Genomic DNA, 15,177 nt, shown 5'->3' on the forward strand with positions numbered 1-15,177 from the left:
AATGTTCCACATGTAAGGAATGTACCATGGAAGACCGCCTCCTGATGCGGATGCCGACTGGAATCCCGTCTCTCGATCCCGTCCTGGACGGAGGTGTTCCGCCTGGCTCTGTGGTGCTCCTCCTCGGGGAGCACGGTGCCGGCAACGTCGAGTTCGTGCAGACCTCTCTCATGCATCTGACCCGGATGAAAAGAGCGGGTCAGGCGAGAGGTAAGGGGGTGCTCATTCCGGAGAGTATCTCCTATGTGACGATCACCCGGATGCGGGAGGATATACTGAGAGAGGTGGCTCTCTCCTTTAACCCGGATCTCTATGACCAGCTCGGGGAGGGTATCCGCTTTTATGACCTCTCGGAGTTCTACTTCGATGCCAGTCTCGTCCCGACGGGCTGGTATGGTGCAGGCAGCGTCATGGAACGCCTGCAGAAGAAACAGCGGAGGGAGGGTGACGGTATCCTTTCAGAGATTGCGGGTGTGCTCAAAGTGCTTCCTCAGGATGGCCTGGTAGTCCTGGACTCCCTGACCGATATTGCGCCGTCGCTTGAGGTGGGAGAACCGTGGCATGCGTTCATAGCTTTCATGCGCGGACTGCAGCGTGCGGCGAAACAGTGGAACTGCACGATCTTCCTTTTGCTCGCTTCCGGTATACTTGGTAGGTCGCAGGAACTTGAGATTGCCGATTGCGTTGACGCTACATTTCTTTTCCACTGGGAGGAGAGCGGCGCACAGCGCCGGCAGCGGGTCATGTATTTCGGGAAGTTTCGGGGGGTCATGACCTGGCTTGAGGATAAGAACCTGGTAAAGTTTGCGGTCTCTATCTCGGCGAAGGGGGGCTTTGAGGTCAGAAACATCAGGATGGTGGTATAGTGGCCAGGGCGAAGTTCGGGGTTGTTGGGCTCGACACGATGCTCTCGGGAGGGCTTATCGAGAAGAGCATATGTGCGCTTGTCGGGACATACGGCACCGGAAAGACAATGCTTGCACTTCAGTTCGCCTACGAGGGTCTATCCCGGGGCGAGAAGGTTATCTACATAAGTCTTGAAGAGCGGGAGGAACTCCTCCGCACCACGATGACACAGAAAGGCTGGGATCTGGCTGTGTTCGGCGACCGGTTCTACCTTCTCAAACTAGATCCGACTGACTTCAACCTTGCGATCAACAGCATCAAGAGCGAGCTTCCCGCTCTCATCGAGAGCACAGGGGCCTCAAGAGTGGTCATCGACCCGATCTCTCTCTTTGAGGGGCTTTTTGAGGATGAATCTGACCGGCGGCGGGAGATGTTCAGGTTTGTGGAGGTGATGCGGGATGAGGCCTGCACCCTGGTGCTGGCGAGCGAGACCTGTCCGGGAAACCCGGAGGAGAGCAGGTACGGTATAATTGAGTACCTGGCCGATACGGTGATCCTTCTGCGCTACATCCGCTCTCCGGGACTCACCGAGGTGCACCTGGCCCTCGAGGTCGTGAAGATGCGCCGGTCAGCCCATTCGCGTGAGATCAAACCGTTTGAGATCTTCCAGGACGGCATCATGGTCCACTCGGAGGCAAGCCTGTTTTAACTTGCGGTGTGGAGGGTCGTAGAAAAGCCGACCTCAGATCGTGATCCCGATCAGGTGCAGGAGCACCAGGATTAGGGCGCCTGGTAGCCCTCCAAGGGCACATATGAGGATTGTGACAAGCGAGATCTGGATATCGGGCGCACCGAACCAGGCGAGGACGCTAAAGTAGTTCAGAACCCAGAGCGTGACGAGTCCGGCGATGGCGTTGATGACAAGTGTCAGTGCCTTCTTCATCAGGTAGTAAATGGCTGCGGCTATCGCAACTGCAAGAAGGATGGCGAGGATCTCTTCCATCATCTATTTACCAATGATCTGCTGGTTATTTAACCGTATTGATGGAACAGTGAGCCGTCCGACGCGTCTTACGTCGTTCCCGAACCCCCCGATCTCACCGAGCATCTCAAAGACGTTCCCTGAAAGCATCGCTGCCCGGATCGGTTCGACCAGTTCTCCATCCTCCATCCAGAATGGGTTTGCGACCTCAACCGAGAAGTCGCCGGAGAAGGGGTTTGCGGTGTGGGCCCCGACAACATCGTGGACCCAGACTGCACGCCCGTAACCAGGTTCTTTCTCGGGGGTTCCGTCGATGAAGAGGTTGTGCACCCCGATCACCGGGGGTTCGCTTCCGGTTCGAACAGCGCTTCCGGTGCTCTCCTCCCCGTAGCGGTAGCCGGTCTTGAGGTCGTAGGCAAACCTGCGGACCACCCCCTGATCGATGAAGACCAGACGTCGGGTGGGAACGCCTTCAGCGTCCCAGGCGGTGCTTCCCGGCCCCGGCGCAAAGGGGTCGTCGTAGATGGATAGCGATTCATCAAAGACCTGCTCTTCGACACTGTCTGCGAGGGGCGATCGACCGGCCTTCACGTTCCGCCCGGAGAGTGCCGGTATGAGAACCTGGCCGATGAGGCTTGCGACCGCAACCGGGGAGAGGACTATGTCGTATCGCCCGGTCTCTATATCGCGCCCACCAAGAGAGCGGGCGGCAAGCATCGCAGCCCGTTCCCCGACTGCGTGGGGGTTGATATCGTTACGGAACGGTGAGACGTCGAACTCGTAGCCGGTGGACTGCTCCCGGATCGTCTCCATAGAAACTCCCACAACCGTCCGTTCTATCTCGTAGGTGATGCCATTTGAGTTCGAGATCGAGAGGTGAGACCGCCCGAGGTCCGCAGACCCGCCGATGACCTCCACAGGGTACTCCGCGGCGCCGGCGAGGAGGTCGTCGACCAGTCTTGCTGCGTCTTCGACCGCGACTGTAAGGCTTTCGTCTGCGGTTAGAGGGGCGCCTGTGAGAGCAGCCGGCCCAGGGAACCCGCCCCATCGCTGTGGTGTGGCGAGCCTGCCACTTGCGAGCGCTGCATCCAGACAGTCCTTCCAGCGGTCAGGGTCGCCTGTGGACGAAAACCCGATCTGCCCGTTCCTGACCGTCCGGATAGCCATGCTCCAGGCCTCTGATTCCTCGGCGACCCCGATGATCCCTTTCTTGATCTCGGTGATGACGCTCCGCCCACGGGCGGAGAAGACCTCAACCTCGTCTGCCAGGCGCTCCCCTTCCCGGAGAACCTTTTCGATCAGGTCTTCGCCGTTCATGTTCATTCGCCACGCCCCCCGATGATCGCGTCTTTCAGCAGGAGGTGGGGCGCACCATCACTCACGGGTACAACCTGCCCGCCTTTGCCGCAGTAGCCTGGATTCATCCTTCGGTCATCCCCGATCAGGGCGATGTTGTGGAGCGTTGTGAGGATCTCGCCCGAAAGCGAGACGTCACGGAGCATACCGGTCGTCTCACCACCCTCGATAAGGTATCCGTACTCCGCGTTGAACTGGAATACCCCACGACCCGGGTCGACCTGGCCGCCCCTGGATCCTATCAGCAGGATACCCTGCCGGCACTCCGCCAGGATCTCCTCTCGCGTGGCGTCGCCGTTCTCGATGAAGGTGTTGCTCATCCTGACGATCGGCGGCGCCCCGTGCTCGGCACGTGCGTGCCCGGCTATGCCGTCCCCGACCGCTGCCAGGGTCTCGCGGTTGTGGAGATAGGAGGTGAGGATACCGTCACGGATTATCTCTGTCCGATGCACCGCCACCCCCTCGGCGTCAACCGGCATGAACCCGAACTCGTGCAGCGTCGGATCGTCGACTATCACAAGCCCTTTGCAACCTATACGCTCGCCGATCCTCCCACCGAGAACCGATGCCCCTTCACGGACAAGGTCACCCTCGCTCGCGTGACCGACAGCCTCGTGGGTGAAGACCCCGGCAAGTTCAGGGTCGAGGACGGCACGTTGCATTCCGCCTTTCGGGATTTTCGCATCGAGCAGCGAGACCGCAACCTCGCCAGCCTTTCTACCGAGGTCATGCCTCCCCCGGAGGTTAAACCCCCTGATGGTGTGCTCGCGTTCACTGCCCATCTGCATCACCCCATTTCTGGATGCTATCGCGACGACCGAGAACCCGGAGCGGATGGATTCGTAGGTGTTTTCATTCCCTTCAGAGTCCAGGAACCTGACCGTGTCGACCCCTTCGGTGTAGTTCGCCCGTGTGTTCGTCACCCCCGGTATCCGTGCCGCTCCCTCGATCTCAGCAAGCAATCGCGTCTTCTCCTCGAGGTCGATCTCCCGTGGATCCTCCCCCGGTGGTGGAACGGGGAGCGTGCCACGCGGGGCGTCGGCAAGGTCGAGGTGATCTTTAGTGACGGCGGCAAGACGGGCTGCCTCCCTGACGAGGGTATCGATCTCATGCTTTGAGTCGAGGTCGACGTGATCCCGGATGAGGATGCCCCAGCCATTCGAGGCAAGCGCCCTGACAACCGTTCTGTCAAAAAAAGAGGTACCTGCGGACTCGACCACCCTGTTTTCGATATCGATCCGGGTGACCTCGCCCCGTACGCACCGTATATCGTAGTAGCGCACTTCAGACATGGGGTATCAGGCCGCCGGGTGTCCGAGGTTCGGGTCAAAGATGCCGCCTGTCGAGCTGGCCGCCAGTTTTCGTAGTTTCGAGAGGAACCCCTCGCGGTTCTCGGGCACGAGCGCGTTCTGGAGAACCTCCTCTATGTGATCAACCGGCACGATCTCGATCATCGAGCGGTATCGGTCCTCAATAAGAACATCGTCCAGGTTCGACCGCGGTATGATCACCTTCTTGATCCCGGCCTTTGCGGCCGCCTCGATCTTGTAGGTGACGCCTCCTATAGGGAGGACGTCGCCCCTGACCGAGAGCGAACCTGTCATCGCGACGTCCTGGCGCACCGGGATGTTCTCTATCGCGCTGATCACCGCTGTCGCCACGGTTACGGAGGCCGAATCCCCCTCGACACCGCCGTAGGTGCCGATGAACTGGATGTGGATATCCATGTTCCGGATATCCCTGCCGGTGAACTTCTTGATCAGGGCACTGACGTTCTTGATAGACTCCTGAGCGATCTCCTTGAGCATCCCGGTTGCGATGACCGTCCCGTTCGCCCCCTGACTTGTCGTCACCTCGGCCATCACAGGGAGCACGGTGCCGGAGTCGCTTCCCATCACCGCAAGCCCGTTCACGCGGCCAACCCGTGTACCCTCAACGACCGTGATATCGTAATCACGGCTTCTTCGGATGTATTCGTCGGAGATCTGGTCCTCGATTGAGCGAGCGGCCGCTTTCGCTGCGAGGACGTGTTTTGCCGTGGTGAACTCTACCCCCTCCTGCCGGGCGAGGTCACCCGCGACGCGGATGAGACCGCCCATATCCCGGAGTTTAAGGGTCAGGTGCCCCTTCCGGTTCGAGCGACGGCGGGCCTCGCGGAGAACCTCAAGCATGGCGCTCCGGTCAAAGTGAGGGATCTTGCCGTCGTTCTTTACCTCCTGGGCGATGAACCGGAGGAACTTCTTCCGGTTCTCGGTGGTATCTTCCATCGTCTCGCGCATGTAGACCTCGTAGCCGTAACCACGTATACGTGACCGGAGTGCGGGGTGCATTCCCTGGATGGCATCGACGTTTCCTGCTGCAACCATCACAAACCGGCATGGGACAGGCTCGGTTCTGACCATAGCACCGCTTGAGCGCTCACTCTGACCGGTGATCGGGAAGGATCCCTCCTGGAGCGCGGTCAACAGGTTCTGCTGCGAGTGAGGGGTAAGGGTGTTGATCTCGTCTATGAAGAGAACGCCGCCATGTGCCCGGTGGATTGCCCCGGCCTCGACACGGTCGTGTGCTGGTGTCTCAAGCCCCCCGCTCTGGAAAGGGTCATGCCGGACGTCGCCGAGCAGAGCGCCAGCGTGTGACCCGGTGGCATCGACGAATGGCGCCGTGTTATTCGAGTCATGAGATACCAGGAGTTTTGGGACCATCGCATCTTCGCGAGGCATCGAGTATCTCAACGCCATGAAGATGAATGCGGCGGCTATTATGCCCATAAGCCACTGGTAGGTGATTATCGCGTAGCCGATGATCCCGATGATCAGAAGCATGATCAGAGTGCTCCGCATCTGGATCTTCTTCCTGGCCTCGGCCTTGTGGGCGTTGACTATCTGCTTACCGCGGCCAGCGGGCACGGTTCGTATGATCGGGTTGTTGCTGTCTTCGGAGTTAGGGTAGACCAGTATGTCCTGGAGTTCCTCTTTTGGGAGGAGTTCGGCCATCGCCTTTGCCAGCATCGATTTGCCGGTTCCTGGTGTACCGATCATCATAACGTGTCTGCGCTGAACCGCAGCCTTCCGGATCACCTCAACGGCGTGTTCCTGGCCGATGACCTGATCTATCAGTTTCGGGGGTACATCGATATCTGAAGATGTGCTCACCTCAAGACCGGAGAAGAGATCCGTCTCTTCAATCTCCTCGTCGGTGAGGTCTATGTCTGGAATTTCTGTTAGTCCTGTTGAATCCATTGCCGAGTTTACCTCTTTGATGCAGTGGTAGTTATATAATTTATTCATCCTCGTTCAAATACTTTCTAGCAAAGGTGACCCATGAGAATCATCAGCACAGAGCGGTCCCAGGTTCTCGCAGCCCGCGTTGCCGAAAAACTGGGGGTACCGCTGGTCGAGACTATATTTCGCCGGTTTCCCGATGGGGAACTGTATATGAGGTGTGGAGAGCTGGACGATGAGACCCTGATCATCAGCAGCATCGTCGACAACGATATGTTTGTGCAGACCCTCCTTGCGATCGATGCCGCCGACAGGTCAGCGAACACACTGGTGATACCTTACATGGGGTATTCCAGACAGGATAAGCGTTTCTCTCCGGGCGAACCGATCAGTGCCCGGGCGGTCGCGCGGGCTCTCTCTACCGGTATCGGGCGTGTCTATGTGATCAACATCCATGATCGAAGCGTGCTGGAACACTTCAGCGTCCCGGCGAAGGAGATCACAATCACCCCGGCCATCGGGAGTTATGTTGGCGATCTGCGCCTGAAAAACCCCCTGATCCTCGCCCCGGATGAGGGTGCGATCGATCTCGCCTCTGGGGTTGCAGCGGTTGGGGGATGGGACTGCGATCACCTTGTGAAGACCCGATTCTCCGGCGAGGAGGTCAGGATTGCTCCAAAGACCATAGATGCGGCAGGACGGGACGTCGTGATTGTGGACGATATCATATCGACCGGCGGGACTCTGGCAACCGCTGCCCGGATGCTCAGGGATCAGGGGGCTATATCCATCCATGCCGCCTGTGTCCACGGGGTGCTCACGAGCGGTGCCTATACCCGTCTGCGGGCGGCAGGGCTCTCATCGGTGGTCTCCAGTGATACCTGCGAGAGCGCTTCCAGTCTCATATCGGCCGCCAATGCCATCGCCACCACTATCAGGGAAGATGCTCACTGTTGACGGATCCCGCCTTGAAGGAGGTGGAGGAACAGTCCGCATGGCCGTGGCCCTCTCGGCCATATCCGCCACGCCGGTTAGAGTGACCGGGATACGTCAGAACCGGCCGAATCACGGGCTTGCCCCGCAACATATCGCTGCGGTAATGGCGGTTGCTGGAACCTGCGATGCTGAGTGCACGGGTCTCTCTCCGGGGAGTGGCGAGATCACATTCACCCCACAGCGGGTCAGGCGGACGGATCTCTTGATAAAGACCGGGACTGCCGGGAGCATCCCGCTGGTCATCCAGGCATGGCTCCCGGCCGCTCTTATCTGCGGCGGAAGCATCAGGGTCTCCGGTGGGACAGAGGTGGCCTGGAGCCCGACCATCGATTATCTCGATCGTGTCTTTGCGCCGGTGCTACGCCGGGCAGGTGTCTCTCTGGAGGTTGAGGTGCTGGAGCGGGGTTACTATCCGGAGGGAGGAGGAATGGCGCGCGTACGGGTGGATGCATCCCACCCACGTCCGATTGCGATCCCGGAAGAGGAGTCCTGCGGGCTGGTTTCCTGTTCGGTGGGTCTTCCTTCACACGTTGCGGAGCGCCAGGCTGCATCCGCCCGGGAACTCCTGGAGGCCCGGGAGGGTCTATCCTGCACGGCGGAGATCGATTCTCGTGGGCGCGGGGCAAGCGTCGGGAGTTCTATAACAGTATGGAAGGGTGCTAAAGGCGGTATCGCTCTTGGGAGACGGGGTCTTCCCGCTGAGGAGGTTGGTCGGGCGGCTGCCTGCGCCCTCATGGAGGAGTGCGGCAGGCCGGGTGTTGTTGACGCCCACCTGGCCGACCAGCTCCTGATCTACCTTGCCTGCTACGGGGGTGAGTATACGACGCACACCCTATCGATGCATGCGAAGACTGCCTGCTGGTTGCTTGAATCGTTCGGCTACCCTGTCCGTTGCCGGGAGAACGAGGTATTGGAGCTCTCGGCATGACGCTCGTGCTCGATGCATCGGCCTTCTTTGCGGATCTGCCTGTAGACGGCCCCGCCTGGACAACGCCCACGGTGGTAGATGAACTTGTCGATTTTCATGCGAAGTGCCGCTTCACGGCTCTCTCTGCCGCCGGGCTCAGGGTCAGGGAGCCGCGCAGGGATGACCTGATACGGGTGGATGAGGCTGCACGTCTGACGGGGGATGCAGGAGAGCTCTCCTTAACCGATCGCGAGATCCTGGCACTTGCACTGGAACTCGGCGCAGTCCTCGTCACAGACGATTTTGCGGTCCAGAATGTTGCTCATCATCTCGGCATCGAAACGCGGAGCATACTGCAACGCCCGGCCAGGCCACGCCGGTGGCGCTACCGCTGTACAGGGTGCGGGCGTTACTGGCGAGAACCGGGGGACTGCCCTGTCTGTGGCGCGCCTGTCAAAAGAAAACTTAAATAAATCGCCCGGAGATCTATTCTCCATGTCCGCGCTCGAAGACCTGATCACGAAGGCAAAGGCGCTCCAGGCAGAAGGACACACACCCGGCCAGATCTCCGACGAGCTTGGTCTCTCGATGGAGACGGTCACCTGGTTGCTCACCCAGCAGAAAGGTGCTGAAGCCCCAAAGGATGTTCACATTGACTGGACGGCGGTGGCAAGTCACGGCACGCTTCTCTCCGATATGGCGAGGATGATGCTCGAACGCTTCCTTTACCTGACAGACGATGGAAGCCTGGACCGCGAAGAGGAGAGAGCCGGGACGGTCGTGGGTATCGCTCAGTCAGGTGTCCCGCTTGCAACCCTTATTGCTGCGGAGGAGGGGCTGAGACTTGCAATCTACCTCCCTGCGAAACACAGTCGCGGTGAGACGCCCACAGGGTCCATCTGGGGTACCTTCTCCACTATTGCCGGACAGCGCTGTATCGTCGTCGACGATGTCGTCACGACCGGGGCGACACTCTCCGAGACGATCACATTCCTCCGGCGTCATGGAGCCACCCCTGTGGCGGTCTGGTCGCTCTTTGATAAACGGGGTATCAGAGAGGTTGAAGGCGTTCCGGTACACTCGCTATTTGTTATATCCAGGCTCGGTTGAGGTGACCTGGAGACCGGTTGAATAGACCCCTTCTGCGGGTGTCCGGCCAGTTATGATCTGCGTCATACGCAGAGACCTCTATCGACTAATTTATATAGAACTTCTGAACAAACCTAACGGACAAAGGAGGATTATACAATGCTTTCTGGACAGCCCATCATTATTTTGCGGGAAAACGTTGAGCGCACCCAGGGATTTGAGGCGCAAAGATCGAATATCATGGCCGCAAAGGCAATTGCTGCCGCAGTTCGGACAACGCTTGGTCCCCGTGGGATGGATAAGATGCTGGTCAGCTCAACCGGGGACGTCGTGATAACAAACGACGGCGCAACCATCCTGCACGAGATGTCCGTACAGCATCCCGGTGCCAAGCTGGCCGTCGAGGTTGCCGAGGCCCAGGACGACGAGGTCGGCGACGGTACCACGACCGCAACCGTGCTCCTCGGATCCCTTATGGAAGAGGCGGAGGATCTGCTGGCTCAGGACGTCCATCCCACCACCATCGCACAGGGTTACAGGCTTGGTATGGAGAAGGCGAGTGAGATCCTGGATGAACTGGCAATCCCCGTTGGCGCTGACGATCGGGAGGATCTTCTCAAGCTTGCCGGGACGGCCATGACCGGTAAGTCAATTGAGGGGATAAAGGACAAGGTATCCGCGATAGTGGTGGACGCGGTGCGGCAGGTCGCCACCAGGACGGAACAGGGCACCTACGTCGTGGATGAGGATGACATCAAGATAAAGAAACAGGTCGGGGATTCGATGGACGACATCCAGCTGGTTCGGGGTGTCGTCATCGACAAGAAGCGTGTCTTTGAGCAGATGCCTGAGAAGGTCACGAACGTGAAGGTAGCCCTCCTTGCCCAACCGCTTGAGATCACAAAGACCCAGGTGAAGTCCAAGATCAAGATCACCTCCTCCGATCAGGTCAGGGCGTTCTCCGAGCAGGAGCGCGAGTCGCTCAAGAAACTTGCTGACCAGATCGTTGCCGCCGGCGCAAACGTTGTACTCTGCCAGAAGGGGATCGCCGACGCGGTTCAGTATTACCTGGCAAAGCACGGTGTCTACGCTGTAGAGGACGTGAAAGAGGAAGATATGAAGTTCGCCGCAAGGGCGCTCGGAGGGAACATCGTCAACAAGCCCGATGAACTCACCGAAGAGGCGCTCGGCCACGCTGAGATGGTCGAGGAGGTTCCCGATGCCGACCTGACGATCATTTCTGGCTGTGAGAACCCGAAAGCGGTCACGATCCTCCTGCACGGCACCTCTCAGCTGCTTCTGGACGAACTTGAGCGCGGGGTCTATGACGGCACCCGGGTCATTCAGGACGCAATCGAGGATGGCAAGTTTGTTACCGGCGGGGGGTCGGTTGAGACCGAGCTCCAGCTGCGCATCCGTGACTACGCCTCAACCATCGGCGGGCGCGTCCAGCTTGCTATCGAGGCGTTTGCAAACGCGTTTGAGGTCATACCGAGGACACTTGCGGAGAACTCCGGGTTTGATACGATCGATAAGGTCGTTGCCCTGAGGAAGGCACACGCCGAGGGCGCCAGGCACGCCGGACTGGATGTCTACACCGGTGAGGTTGTCGACATGCTGGAGGTCGGAGTACTCGAGCCTCTCAGGGTGAAGGCCCAGGCGATCAAGAGCGCGACGGAGACGGCAGTCCTCCTCATACGTGTTGACGACATGATGATCACCCGGTCCGAGAAACCGGGCGGAGCGGGCGCTGAGTAACTCAACCCCTTGAGGAGGTCTGGAACAGCACTACCTCCTCCTCCTCGATCTTTTTGTCCTGTGGAAGGCTTCTTTTGTTGTGGAACAGCAGTGCGGTGTCGGGGTTGATCCCGAAATACAGGAGGGAGGTCTCATAAGTATCTCCGGGCCTGCCGCTGTAAATCAGCACACCGCCGTCGGGGATTGTGGTGAACCGGCAGAGCATATCTCGATAATATTATAGTAAAAGAACCTAAATACTATGCGCCATCTCTGTGCCGAGGTAGTCTAGTCCGGGAAGGCGGTGGCCTCGAAAGCCACTGGTGCCTGGCACCTCGGGAGTTCAAATCTCCCCCTCGGCGTTTTTGCTGTAAAACCTGGCGCAACACGTGGACATCTCCCCGTCCGGTGTTGCTACATCTCAGGAAATCTTGTCTGCCCATGCCGGGTTTTCATACGCAGGATCCATCCGAACGGCAGAGCCTGATTTATGCAATTGATGCATACCTCTACTGCAGTAGTTATGCCTGGCAGAATGACTGAAGTTTCATCCAGACGTCCTGTGGATGGCGGGATCCCTGCCGGGATGCTCGCCGCCGTGCGCCAAGAGCGGCCGCTAATCCACCACATCACAAACAGTGTCACAATCAACGACTGCGCGAACATAACCGTCTGCGCTGGGGCCGCCCCTGTGATGGCAGATGCGCCTGAGGAGGTGGCCGATATGGTTGAAGCCGCCTCCGCGCTCGTCCTGAATATCGGCACACTCTCTGTCGCGCAGGTCGAGGCGATGTTGATTGCCGGTCGCCGGGCAAACGATCTCGGGATTCCGGTCGTCCTTGACCCTGTTGGCGCCGGGGCAACAGAGTTTCGGACCGCATCCGCAAGACGACTCCTGGAGGCTCTTGATATCGCTGTCCTGAAAGGTAACGCCGGGGAGATCGGGGTCATCGCCGGAACCGGTGGAAGCGTCAGAGGAGTAGATTCGGCCGGTATCGCGGCCGACCCTCTGGCGACGGTCCGGGAGTGCGCCCGCTCGACCGGGGCGGTGGTGGCGATGACAGGGGAGACAGATCTGGTCACTGATGGGGGGAGGGTATACGCCGTCAGAAACGGCAGTCCCCTGATGGAGAGGTTATCCGGGACCGGGTGCATGGCCGCATCGGTCACCGGGGCGTTTGCGGCGGTTGCGGACGATCTTCTTGCTTCGTCGGCGGCAGCACTCGCGGCTTTTGGGCTGGCCGGTGAGCGGGCAGAGGCGGGGGCACGAGGGCCTTACTCGTTTCGGACGGGGCTCTTTGACGAATTTGCCGCGCTCACTCCTGATGACCTTGCCAGGTATGCACGGATAGAGGAGTTGTGATGGGATATGACCTCTATGTGATCACGGACGAGACGGTCGGGCGCGGGCGTTCACATGCCGAACTCGCCGCTCAGGCAGTTGCCGGGGGTGCGGACGTGATCCAGCTACGTGAGAAACGGTTGCCGGCGCGGGACCTCCTCCATGTTGCTACTGCCGTCCGAAAGATCACCCGCGATTTCGGTGCCCTCTTCATCGTGAATGACCACCTTGATCTGGCGCTCAGGGCCGGTGCCGACGGTGTCCATCTCGGCGCAACCGACCTCCCCGTATCTGAGGCACGGAGCCTCGCCCCTCCCGGTTTCATCATCGGCGCGTCGGTGGACTCGGCTGCCGGGGCGGTAAGGGCAGAAGCGGCTGGTGCCGATTATGTGGCACTCAGCCCGACGTTTGCTACCGGTTCAAAGGCTGATGCGGGGCCTGGCCTCGGGCTTTCCCTGCTCTCGGTGGTCAGGGCAGCCGTCTCCATCCCGCTAATCGCGATCGGTGGGATCAACGCCGGGAACGTTGCTGATGTCATCGCTGCAGGGGCTGACGGTGTTGCGGTGATCTCGGCGGTCGTCGGGGCGGATGATGTCACGGCCGCTGCCCGTGACCTCCGCGCCCGGATCGCCGCCGTGAAACAGGATCGTTGAGATCTCTTATCCATGGCCCACACCGTCTCGTTCTAGAGATCCTGCATGACCACCTGGAGGTCATCTGTGGGTATTGTTAAAGGAGAAGACGTGCCGACACACAAAACCTCATCGTCCTGATTGTAGAACCGTTTCTGTGTGATCACCCATGACCCGGATCGAGTTCACTCCAATCGGCACCGTCCACTCCCCATTCCACGACCCGCGTGATATGCCCATCCAGCCAGTCGGAGCCAGGGGTGTCCGGGGAACGGTTGAACTCAACCCCGGTTGCACCCAGGGTTTAAAGGACATTGAGGGTTTCTCCCGGATCATCCTCCTCTATCACTTCCACCGCTCTGAGGGCTATTCGCTTGAGGTGGTGCCATTCCTGGATACAAGGCCTCATGGTGTCTTTTCGACCAGGGCACCCCGTCGCCCGAACGCGATCGGTCTCTCGATCCTGCGGCTTGTTGCCGTCGATGGCGCGACGCTCATCGTCGAGGATGTCGATATCCTGGACGGCACCCCGGTTCTGGACATAAAGCCTTACGTCCCGGAGTTTGATGCCTACCCTGACGAGCGTTCCGGATGGATGGAAGAGATTACAAAAGATCCACGCAATGTACGCTCGGATGATAGGTTTTGTTGAGTGCAGGGATCAAAACGTTTAATATGGCAGGTGTAAAGTAAACTAACTTGATATAATCATAAAGTAAATGATACATCTTTAATATCCGGAACGCCGGTACTGAATGGTATCATGTCAAAAAAACGCATTGCATTGATTACGGCTTTTCTACTTGCCATCTTTCTCTGCACGGCAGGGTGCAGTAACACAGTCAGCGAGAATGAGACTCACACCGCGGGCAACACGACGCTGTTCGTCTACTCCGGCGCCGGGCTAAAGGCGGCGATGACCGAGGTGGGGGAGGTCTTTACCGAGAAATACGGCATCGGCATCGATTACAACTTTGCCGGTTCCGGCACGCTCATCACGCAGATGGAGTTAACCCGGAAAGGCGACGTCTTCATCCCTGGTGGAACGCCAGACTATCGGATCGCCCAGGATAAGGGGCTGGTCGGAGTTCCCGGATACGTTGCCTATCATGTCCCGGTGATCGTTGTTGCCCCTGGAAACCCGAAGAATATCACCTCGATTGAGGACTTTGCCCGGCCTGGACTGAAGATCGCCCTCGGCGACGCGAAGACCACCGCAATCGGCAGGGCCGGCGATAACCTCTTCCAGCAGCACGGCATCCTTGACGCCGTTGAGGCAAACGTCGTCCTCCGGGCGCCGACGGTCAACGAGGTGGCCGTGGCGATGAACATGGGCACCGCTGACGCCGCCCTCATCACGCTTGATATGGTCAACCCCGAGACCATGGAGGTCATCGAACTACCGCCAGAAAATGGTGTGGTCCTGATAGTGCCGATAGGGGTGACCACGTTCACAGAGCATCCGGATGCCGCCCGTCTCTTCGTTGAGTTTGTCACCTCCGATGAGGGGAAGGCTATCTTTGTAAAGCACGGGTTCCCGGCATATCCTGATCCGGCTTACGCCGGTATAGAACCGTGATCGGCATGGAGTACTCCTGCAGGGCGATCGGCGTTGCCCGGACAGCCTTCACCGATCCGGCCGCCACCCCCATTCAGGCGGCCTTCTCCGCCGCCCGCGGGACGGTGGAGGTCTACCCCGCCTACAGGGAGGGGTTGTCGATGCTCGCCGGGTTCTCCCACATCATCCTCATCTACCGGTTCCACCGGGCTCCCGCCGAAGAACTTGCCGAACGGCCGCTTATCGATGGCGCTGAGCCGCACGGCATCTTCGCCACCCGGCACTTCAACCGCCCGAACCAGCTTGGTATATCTGTAGTCAGGCTCGCCGGGATCGAGGAGGGGAGCATCGTCATTGAGGGTGTCGACCTCCTGGACGGTACTCCGATCCTCGATATCAAGCCGTATATACCGGCATTTGACTGCATTGAGAGCGCGAACTCTGGTTGGGTTACGCCTCAGCACATCGAGCAGATCCGGAGACAGTGTGCATCATTCAGGTCAGGTTAAAC

General features: G+C 59.2%; 17 protein-coding genes and 1 tRNA gene. 13 read left to right on the forward strand and 5 right to left on the reverse strand.

The features are described 5' to 3' along the window. Positions 1-26 precede the first annotated feature (26 nt). Positions 27-866, forward strand: coding sequence for a hypothetical protein (locus QMC91_RS05215; protein WP_300236359.1), 840 nt, complete (start codon positions 27-29; stop codon positions 864-866). Beyond that, positions 866-1,555 carry a KaiC domain-containing protein gene (locus QMC91_RS05220; protein WP_300236362.1) on the forward strand — a complete coding sequence of 230 codons (690 nt, stop codon included), beginning with the start codon at positions 866-868 and terminating at the stop codon, positions 1,553-1,555. Before QMC91_RS05215 ends, QMC91_RS05220 begins: the two co-directional genes overlap by 1 nt. Positions 1,556-1,588: 33 nt before the next feature. On the opposite strand, the gene QMC91_RS05225 is transcribed toward QMC91_RS05220, so the two are convergent. Genes QMC91_RS05225 through lonB form a run of 4 tightly spaced genes read right to left on the reverse strand, consistent with a single transcriptional unit; the run spans position 1,589 to position 6,423 of the window. Then, the gene (locus QMC91_RS05225; RefSeq protein WP_300236365.1) at positions 1,589-1,852 is read right to left on the reverse strand and encodes a pro-sigmaK processing inhibitor BofA family protein; all 264 of its coding nucleotides are present in this window, start codon (positions 1,850-1,852) and stop codon (positions 1,589-1,591) included. Beyond that, a complete protein-coding gene (locus QMC91_RS05230) occupies positions 1,853-3,151 on the reverse strand; it encodes a metallopeptidase TldD-related protein (protein ID WP_366944378.1) in 1,299 nt (432 codons plus the stop codon). It abuts the gene before it with no gap. Further along, positions 3,148-4,476, reverse strand: a complete 1,329-nt coding sequence (locus QMC91_RS05235; protein ID WP_300236368.1) for a TldD/PmbA family protein — start codon at positions 4,474-4,476, stop codon at positions 3,148-3,150. The genes QMC91_RS05230 and QMC91_RS05235 overlap by 4 nt, the downstream gene beginning before the upstream one ends. A 6-nt stretch (positions 4,477-4,482) precedes the next feature. Next, positions 4,483-6,423: an ATP-dependent protease LonB gene (gene lonB / locus QMC91_RS05240; RefSeq protein ID WP_300236371.1), complete on the reverse strand. Its 1,941-nt coding sequence runs from the start codon at positions 6,421-6,423 to the stop codon at positions 4,483-4,485. 81 nt (positions 6,424-6,504) lie between these two features. Between lonB and QMC91_RS05245 the strand changes: the two genes are divergently transcribed. The 5 genes from QMC91_RS05245 to thsA all read left to right on the forward strand — a co-directional run bounded on the left by QMC91_RS05245 (position 6,505) and on the right by thsA (position 11,155). Then, a complete protein-coding gene (locus QMC91_RS05245) occupies positions 6,505-7,362 on the forward strand; it encodes a ribose-phosphate diphosphokinase (RefSeq protein WP_300236374.1) in 858 nt (285 codons plus the stop codon). After that, entirely contained in the window at positions 7,349-8,329 is a 981-nt protein-coding gene (rtcA, locus tag QMC91_RS05250; RefSeq protein WP_300236377.1) for an RNA 3'-terminal phosphate cyclase, read from the forward strand. The genes QMC91_RS05245 and rtcA overlap by 14 nt, the downstream gene beginning before the upstream one ends. Next, positions 8,326-8,781, forward strand: coding sequence for a nucleotide-binding protein (locus tag QMC91_RS05255; RefSeq protein ID WP_300236380.1), 456 nt, complete (start codon positions 8,326-8,328; stop codon positions 8,779-8,781). Before rtcA ends, QMC91_RS05255 begins: the two co-directional genes overlap by 4 nt. 22 nt (positions 8,782-8,803) lie before the next feature. Then, positions 8,804-9,418, forward strand: a complete 615-nt coding sequence (locus QMC91_RS05260) for an orotate phosphoribosyltransferase-like protein (RefSeq protein WP_300236383.1) — start codon at positions 8,804-8,806, stop codon at positions 9,416-9,418. 138 nt (positions 9,419-9,556) lie between these two features. Then, complete coding sequence (gene thsA, locus QMC91_RS05265; RefSeq protein WP_300236386.1) at positions 9,557-11,155, forward strand: thermosome subunit alpha; 1,599 nt, start codon at positions 9,557-9,559, stop codon at positions 11,153-11,155. 1 nt (position 11,156) lies between these two features. On the opposite strand, the gene QMC91_RS05270 is transcribed toward thsA, so the two are convergent. Next, positions 11,157-11,360 carry a thiamine S protein gene (locus QMC91_RS05270; protein WP_300236389.1) on the reverse strand — a complete coding sequence of 68 codons (204 nt, stop codon included), beginning with the start codon at positions 11,358-11,360 and terminating at the stop codon, positions 11,157-11,159. Between the two features lie 51 nt (positions 11,361-11,411). Between QMC91_RS05270 and QMC91_RS05275 the strand changes: the two genes are divergently transcribed. The 6 genes from QMC91_RS05275 (at position 11,412) to tsaA (QMC91_RS05300) (ending at position 15,175) form a co-directional block, all read left to right on the forward strand. Continuing rightward, positions 11,412-11,496 (forward strand) — tRNA-Ser (locus QMC91_RS05275). Between the two features lie 173 nt (positions 11,497-11,669). Continuing rightward, the gene (gene thiM, locus QMC91_RS05280) at positions 11,670-12,497 is read left to right on the forward strand and encodes a hydroxyethylthiazole kinase (RefSeq protein ID WP_300236392.1); all 828 of its coding nucleotides are present in this window, start codon (positions 11,670-11,672) and stop codon (positions 12,495-12,497) included. Continuing rightward, positions 12,497-13,129, forward strand: a complete 633-nt coding sequence (thiE, locus tag QMC91_RS05285) for a thiamine phosphate synthase (RefSeq protein ID WP_300236395.1) — start codon at positions 12,497-12,499, stop codon at positions 13,127-13,129. The genes thiM and thiE overlap by 1 nt, the downstream gene beginning before the upstream one ends. Before the next feature lie 148 nt (positions 13,130-13,277). Then, positions 13,278-13,760 carry a tRNA (N6-threonylcarbamoyladenosine(37)-N6)-methyltransferase TrmO gene (gene tsaA / locus QMC91_RS05290; protein ID WP_300236398.1) on the forward strand — a complete coding sequence of 161 codons (483 nt, stop codon included), beginning with the start codon at positions 13,278-13,280 and terminating at the stop codon, positions 13,758-13,760. A gap of 111 nt (positions 13,761-13,871) precedes the next feature. Next, a complete protein-coding gene (gene modA, locus QMC91_RS05295; protein WP_300236401.1) occupies positions 13,872-14,687 on the forward strand; it encodes a molybdate ABC transporter substrate-binding protein in 816 nt (271 codons plus the stop codon). Positions 14,688-14,692: 5 nt separating this feature from the next. After that, on the forward strand, positions 14,693-15,175 hold the full coding sequence (gene tsaA, locus QMC91_RS05300; protein WP_300236404.1) for a tRNA (N6-threonylcarbamoyladenosine(37)-N6)-methyltransferase TrmO: 483 nt from the start codon (positions 14,693-14,695) through the stop codon (positions 15,173-15,175). Positions 15,176-15,177 lie beyond the last annotated feature (2 nt).

Origin of the sequence: Methanoculleus sp. (genome assembly GCF_030019085.1) — an archaeon.
Classification (GTDB): Archaea; Halobacteriota; Methanomicrobia; order Methanomicrobiales; family Methanoculleaceae; genus Methanoculleus.

Excerpts from the sequence above, each read along its gene's own strand:
- QMC91_RS05215 (WP_300236359.1), top strand. The coding sequence starts at position 27 with ATGGAAGACCGCCTCCTGATGCGGATGCCGACTGGAATCCCGTCTCTC.
- QMC91_RS05225 (WP_300236365.1), bottom strand. The coding sequence starts at position 1,852 with ATGATGGAAGAGATCCTCGCCATCCTTCTTGCAGTTGCGATAGCCGCA.
- QMC91_RS05230 (WP_366944378.1), bottom strand. The coding sequence starts at position 3,151 with ATGAACATGAACGGCGAAGACCTGATCGAAAAGGTTCTCCGGGAAGGG.
- QMC91_RS05235 (WP_300236368.1), bottom strand. The coding sequence starts at position 4,476 with ATGTCTGAAGTGCGCTACTACGATATACGGTGCGTACGGGGCGAGGTC.
- lonB (WP_300236371.1), bottom strand. The coding sequence starts at position 6,423 with ATGGATTCAACAGGACTAACAGAAATTCCAGACATAGACCTCACCGAC.
- QMC91_RS05245 (WP_300236374.1), top strand. The coding sequence starts at position 6,505 with ATGAGAATCATCAGCACAGAGCGGTCCCAGGTTCTCGCAGCCCGCGTT.
- rtcA (WP_300236377.1), top strand. The coding sequence starts at position 7,349 with ATGCTCACTGTTGACGGATCCCGCCTTGAAGGAGGTGGAGGAACAGTC.
- QMC91_RS05255 (WP_300236380.1), top strand. The coding sequence starts at position 8,326 with ATGACGCTCGTGCTCGATGCATCGGCCTTCTTTGCGGATCTGCCTGTA.
- QMC91_RS05260 (WP_300236383.1), top strand. The coding sequence starts at position 8,804 with ATGTCCGCGCTCGAAGACCTGATCACGAAGGCAAAGGCGCTCCAGGCA.
- thsA (WP_300236386.1), top strand. The coding sequence starts at position 9,557 with ATGCTTTCTGGACAGCCCATCATTATTTTGCGGGAAAACGTTGAGCGC.
- QMC91_RS05270 (WP_300236389.1), bottom strand. The coding sequence starts at position 11,360 with ATGCTCTGCCGGTTCACCACAATCCCCGACGGCGGTGTGCTGATTTAC.
- thiM (WP_300236392.1), top strand. The coding sequence starts at position 11,670 with ATGACTGAAGTTTCATCCAGACGTCCTGTGGATGGCGGGATCCCTGCC.
- thiE (WP_300236395.1), top strand. The coding sequence starts at position 12,497 with ATGGGATATGACCTCTATGTGATCACGGACGAGACGGTCGGGCGCGGG.
- tsaA (WP_300236398.1), top strand. The coding sequence starts at position 13,278 with ATGACCCGGATCGAGTTCACTCCAATCGGCACCGTCCACTCCCCATTC.
- modA (WP_300236401.1), top strand. The coding sequence starts at position 13,872 with ATGTCAAAAAAACGCATTGCATTGATTACGGCTTTTCTACTTGCCATC.
- tsaA (WP_300236404.1), top strand. The coding sequence starts at position 14,693 with ATGGAGTACTCCTGCAGGGCGATCGGCGTTGCCCGGACAGCCTTCACC.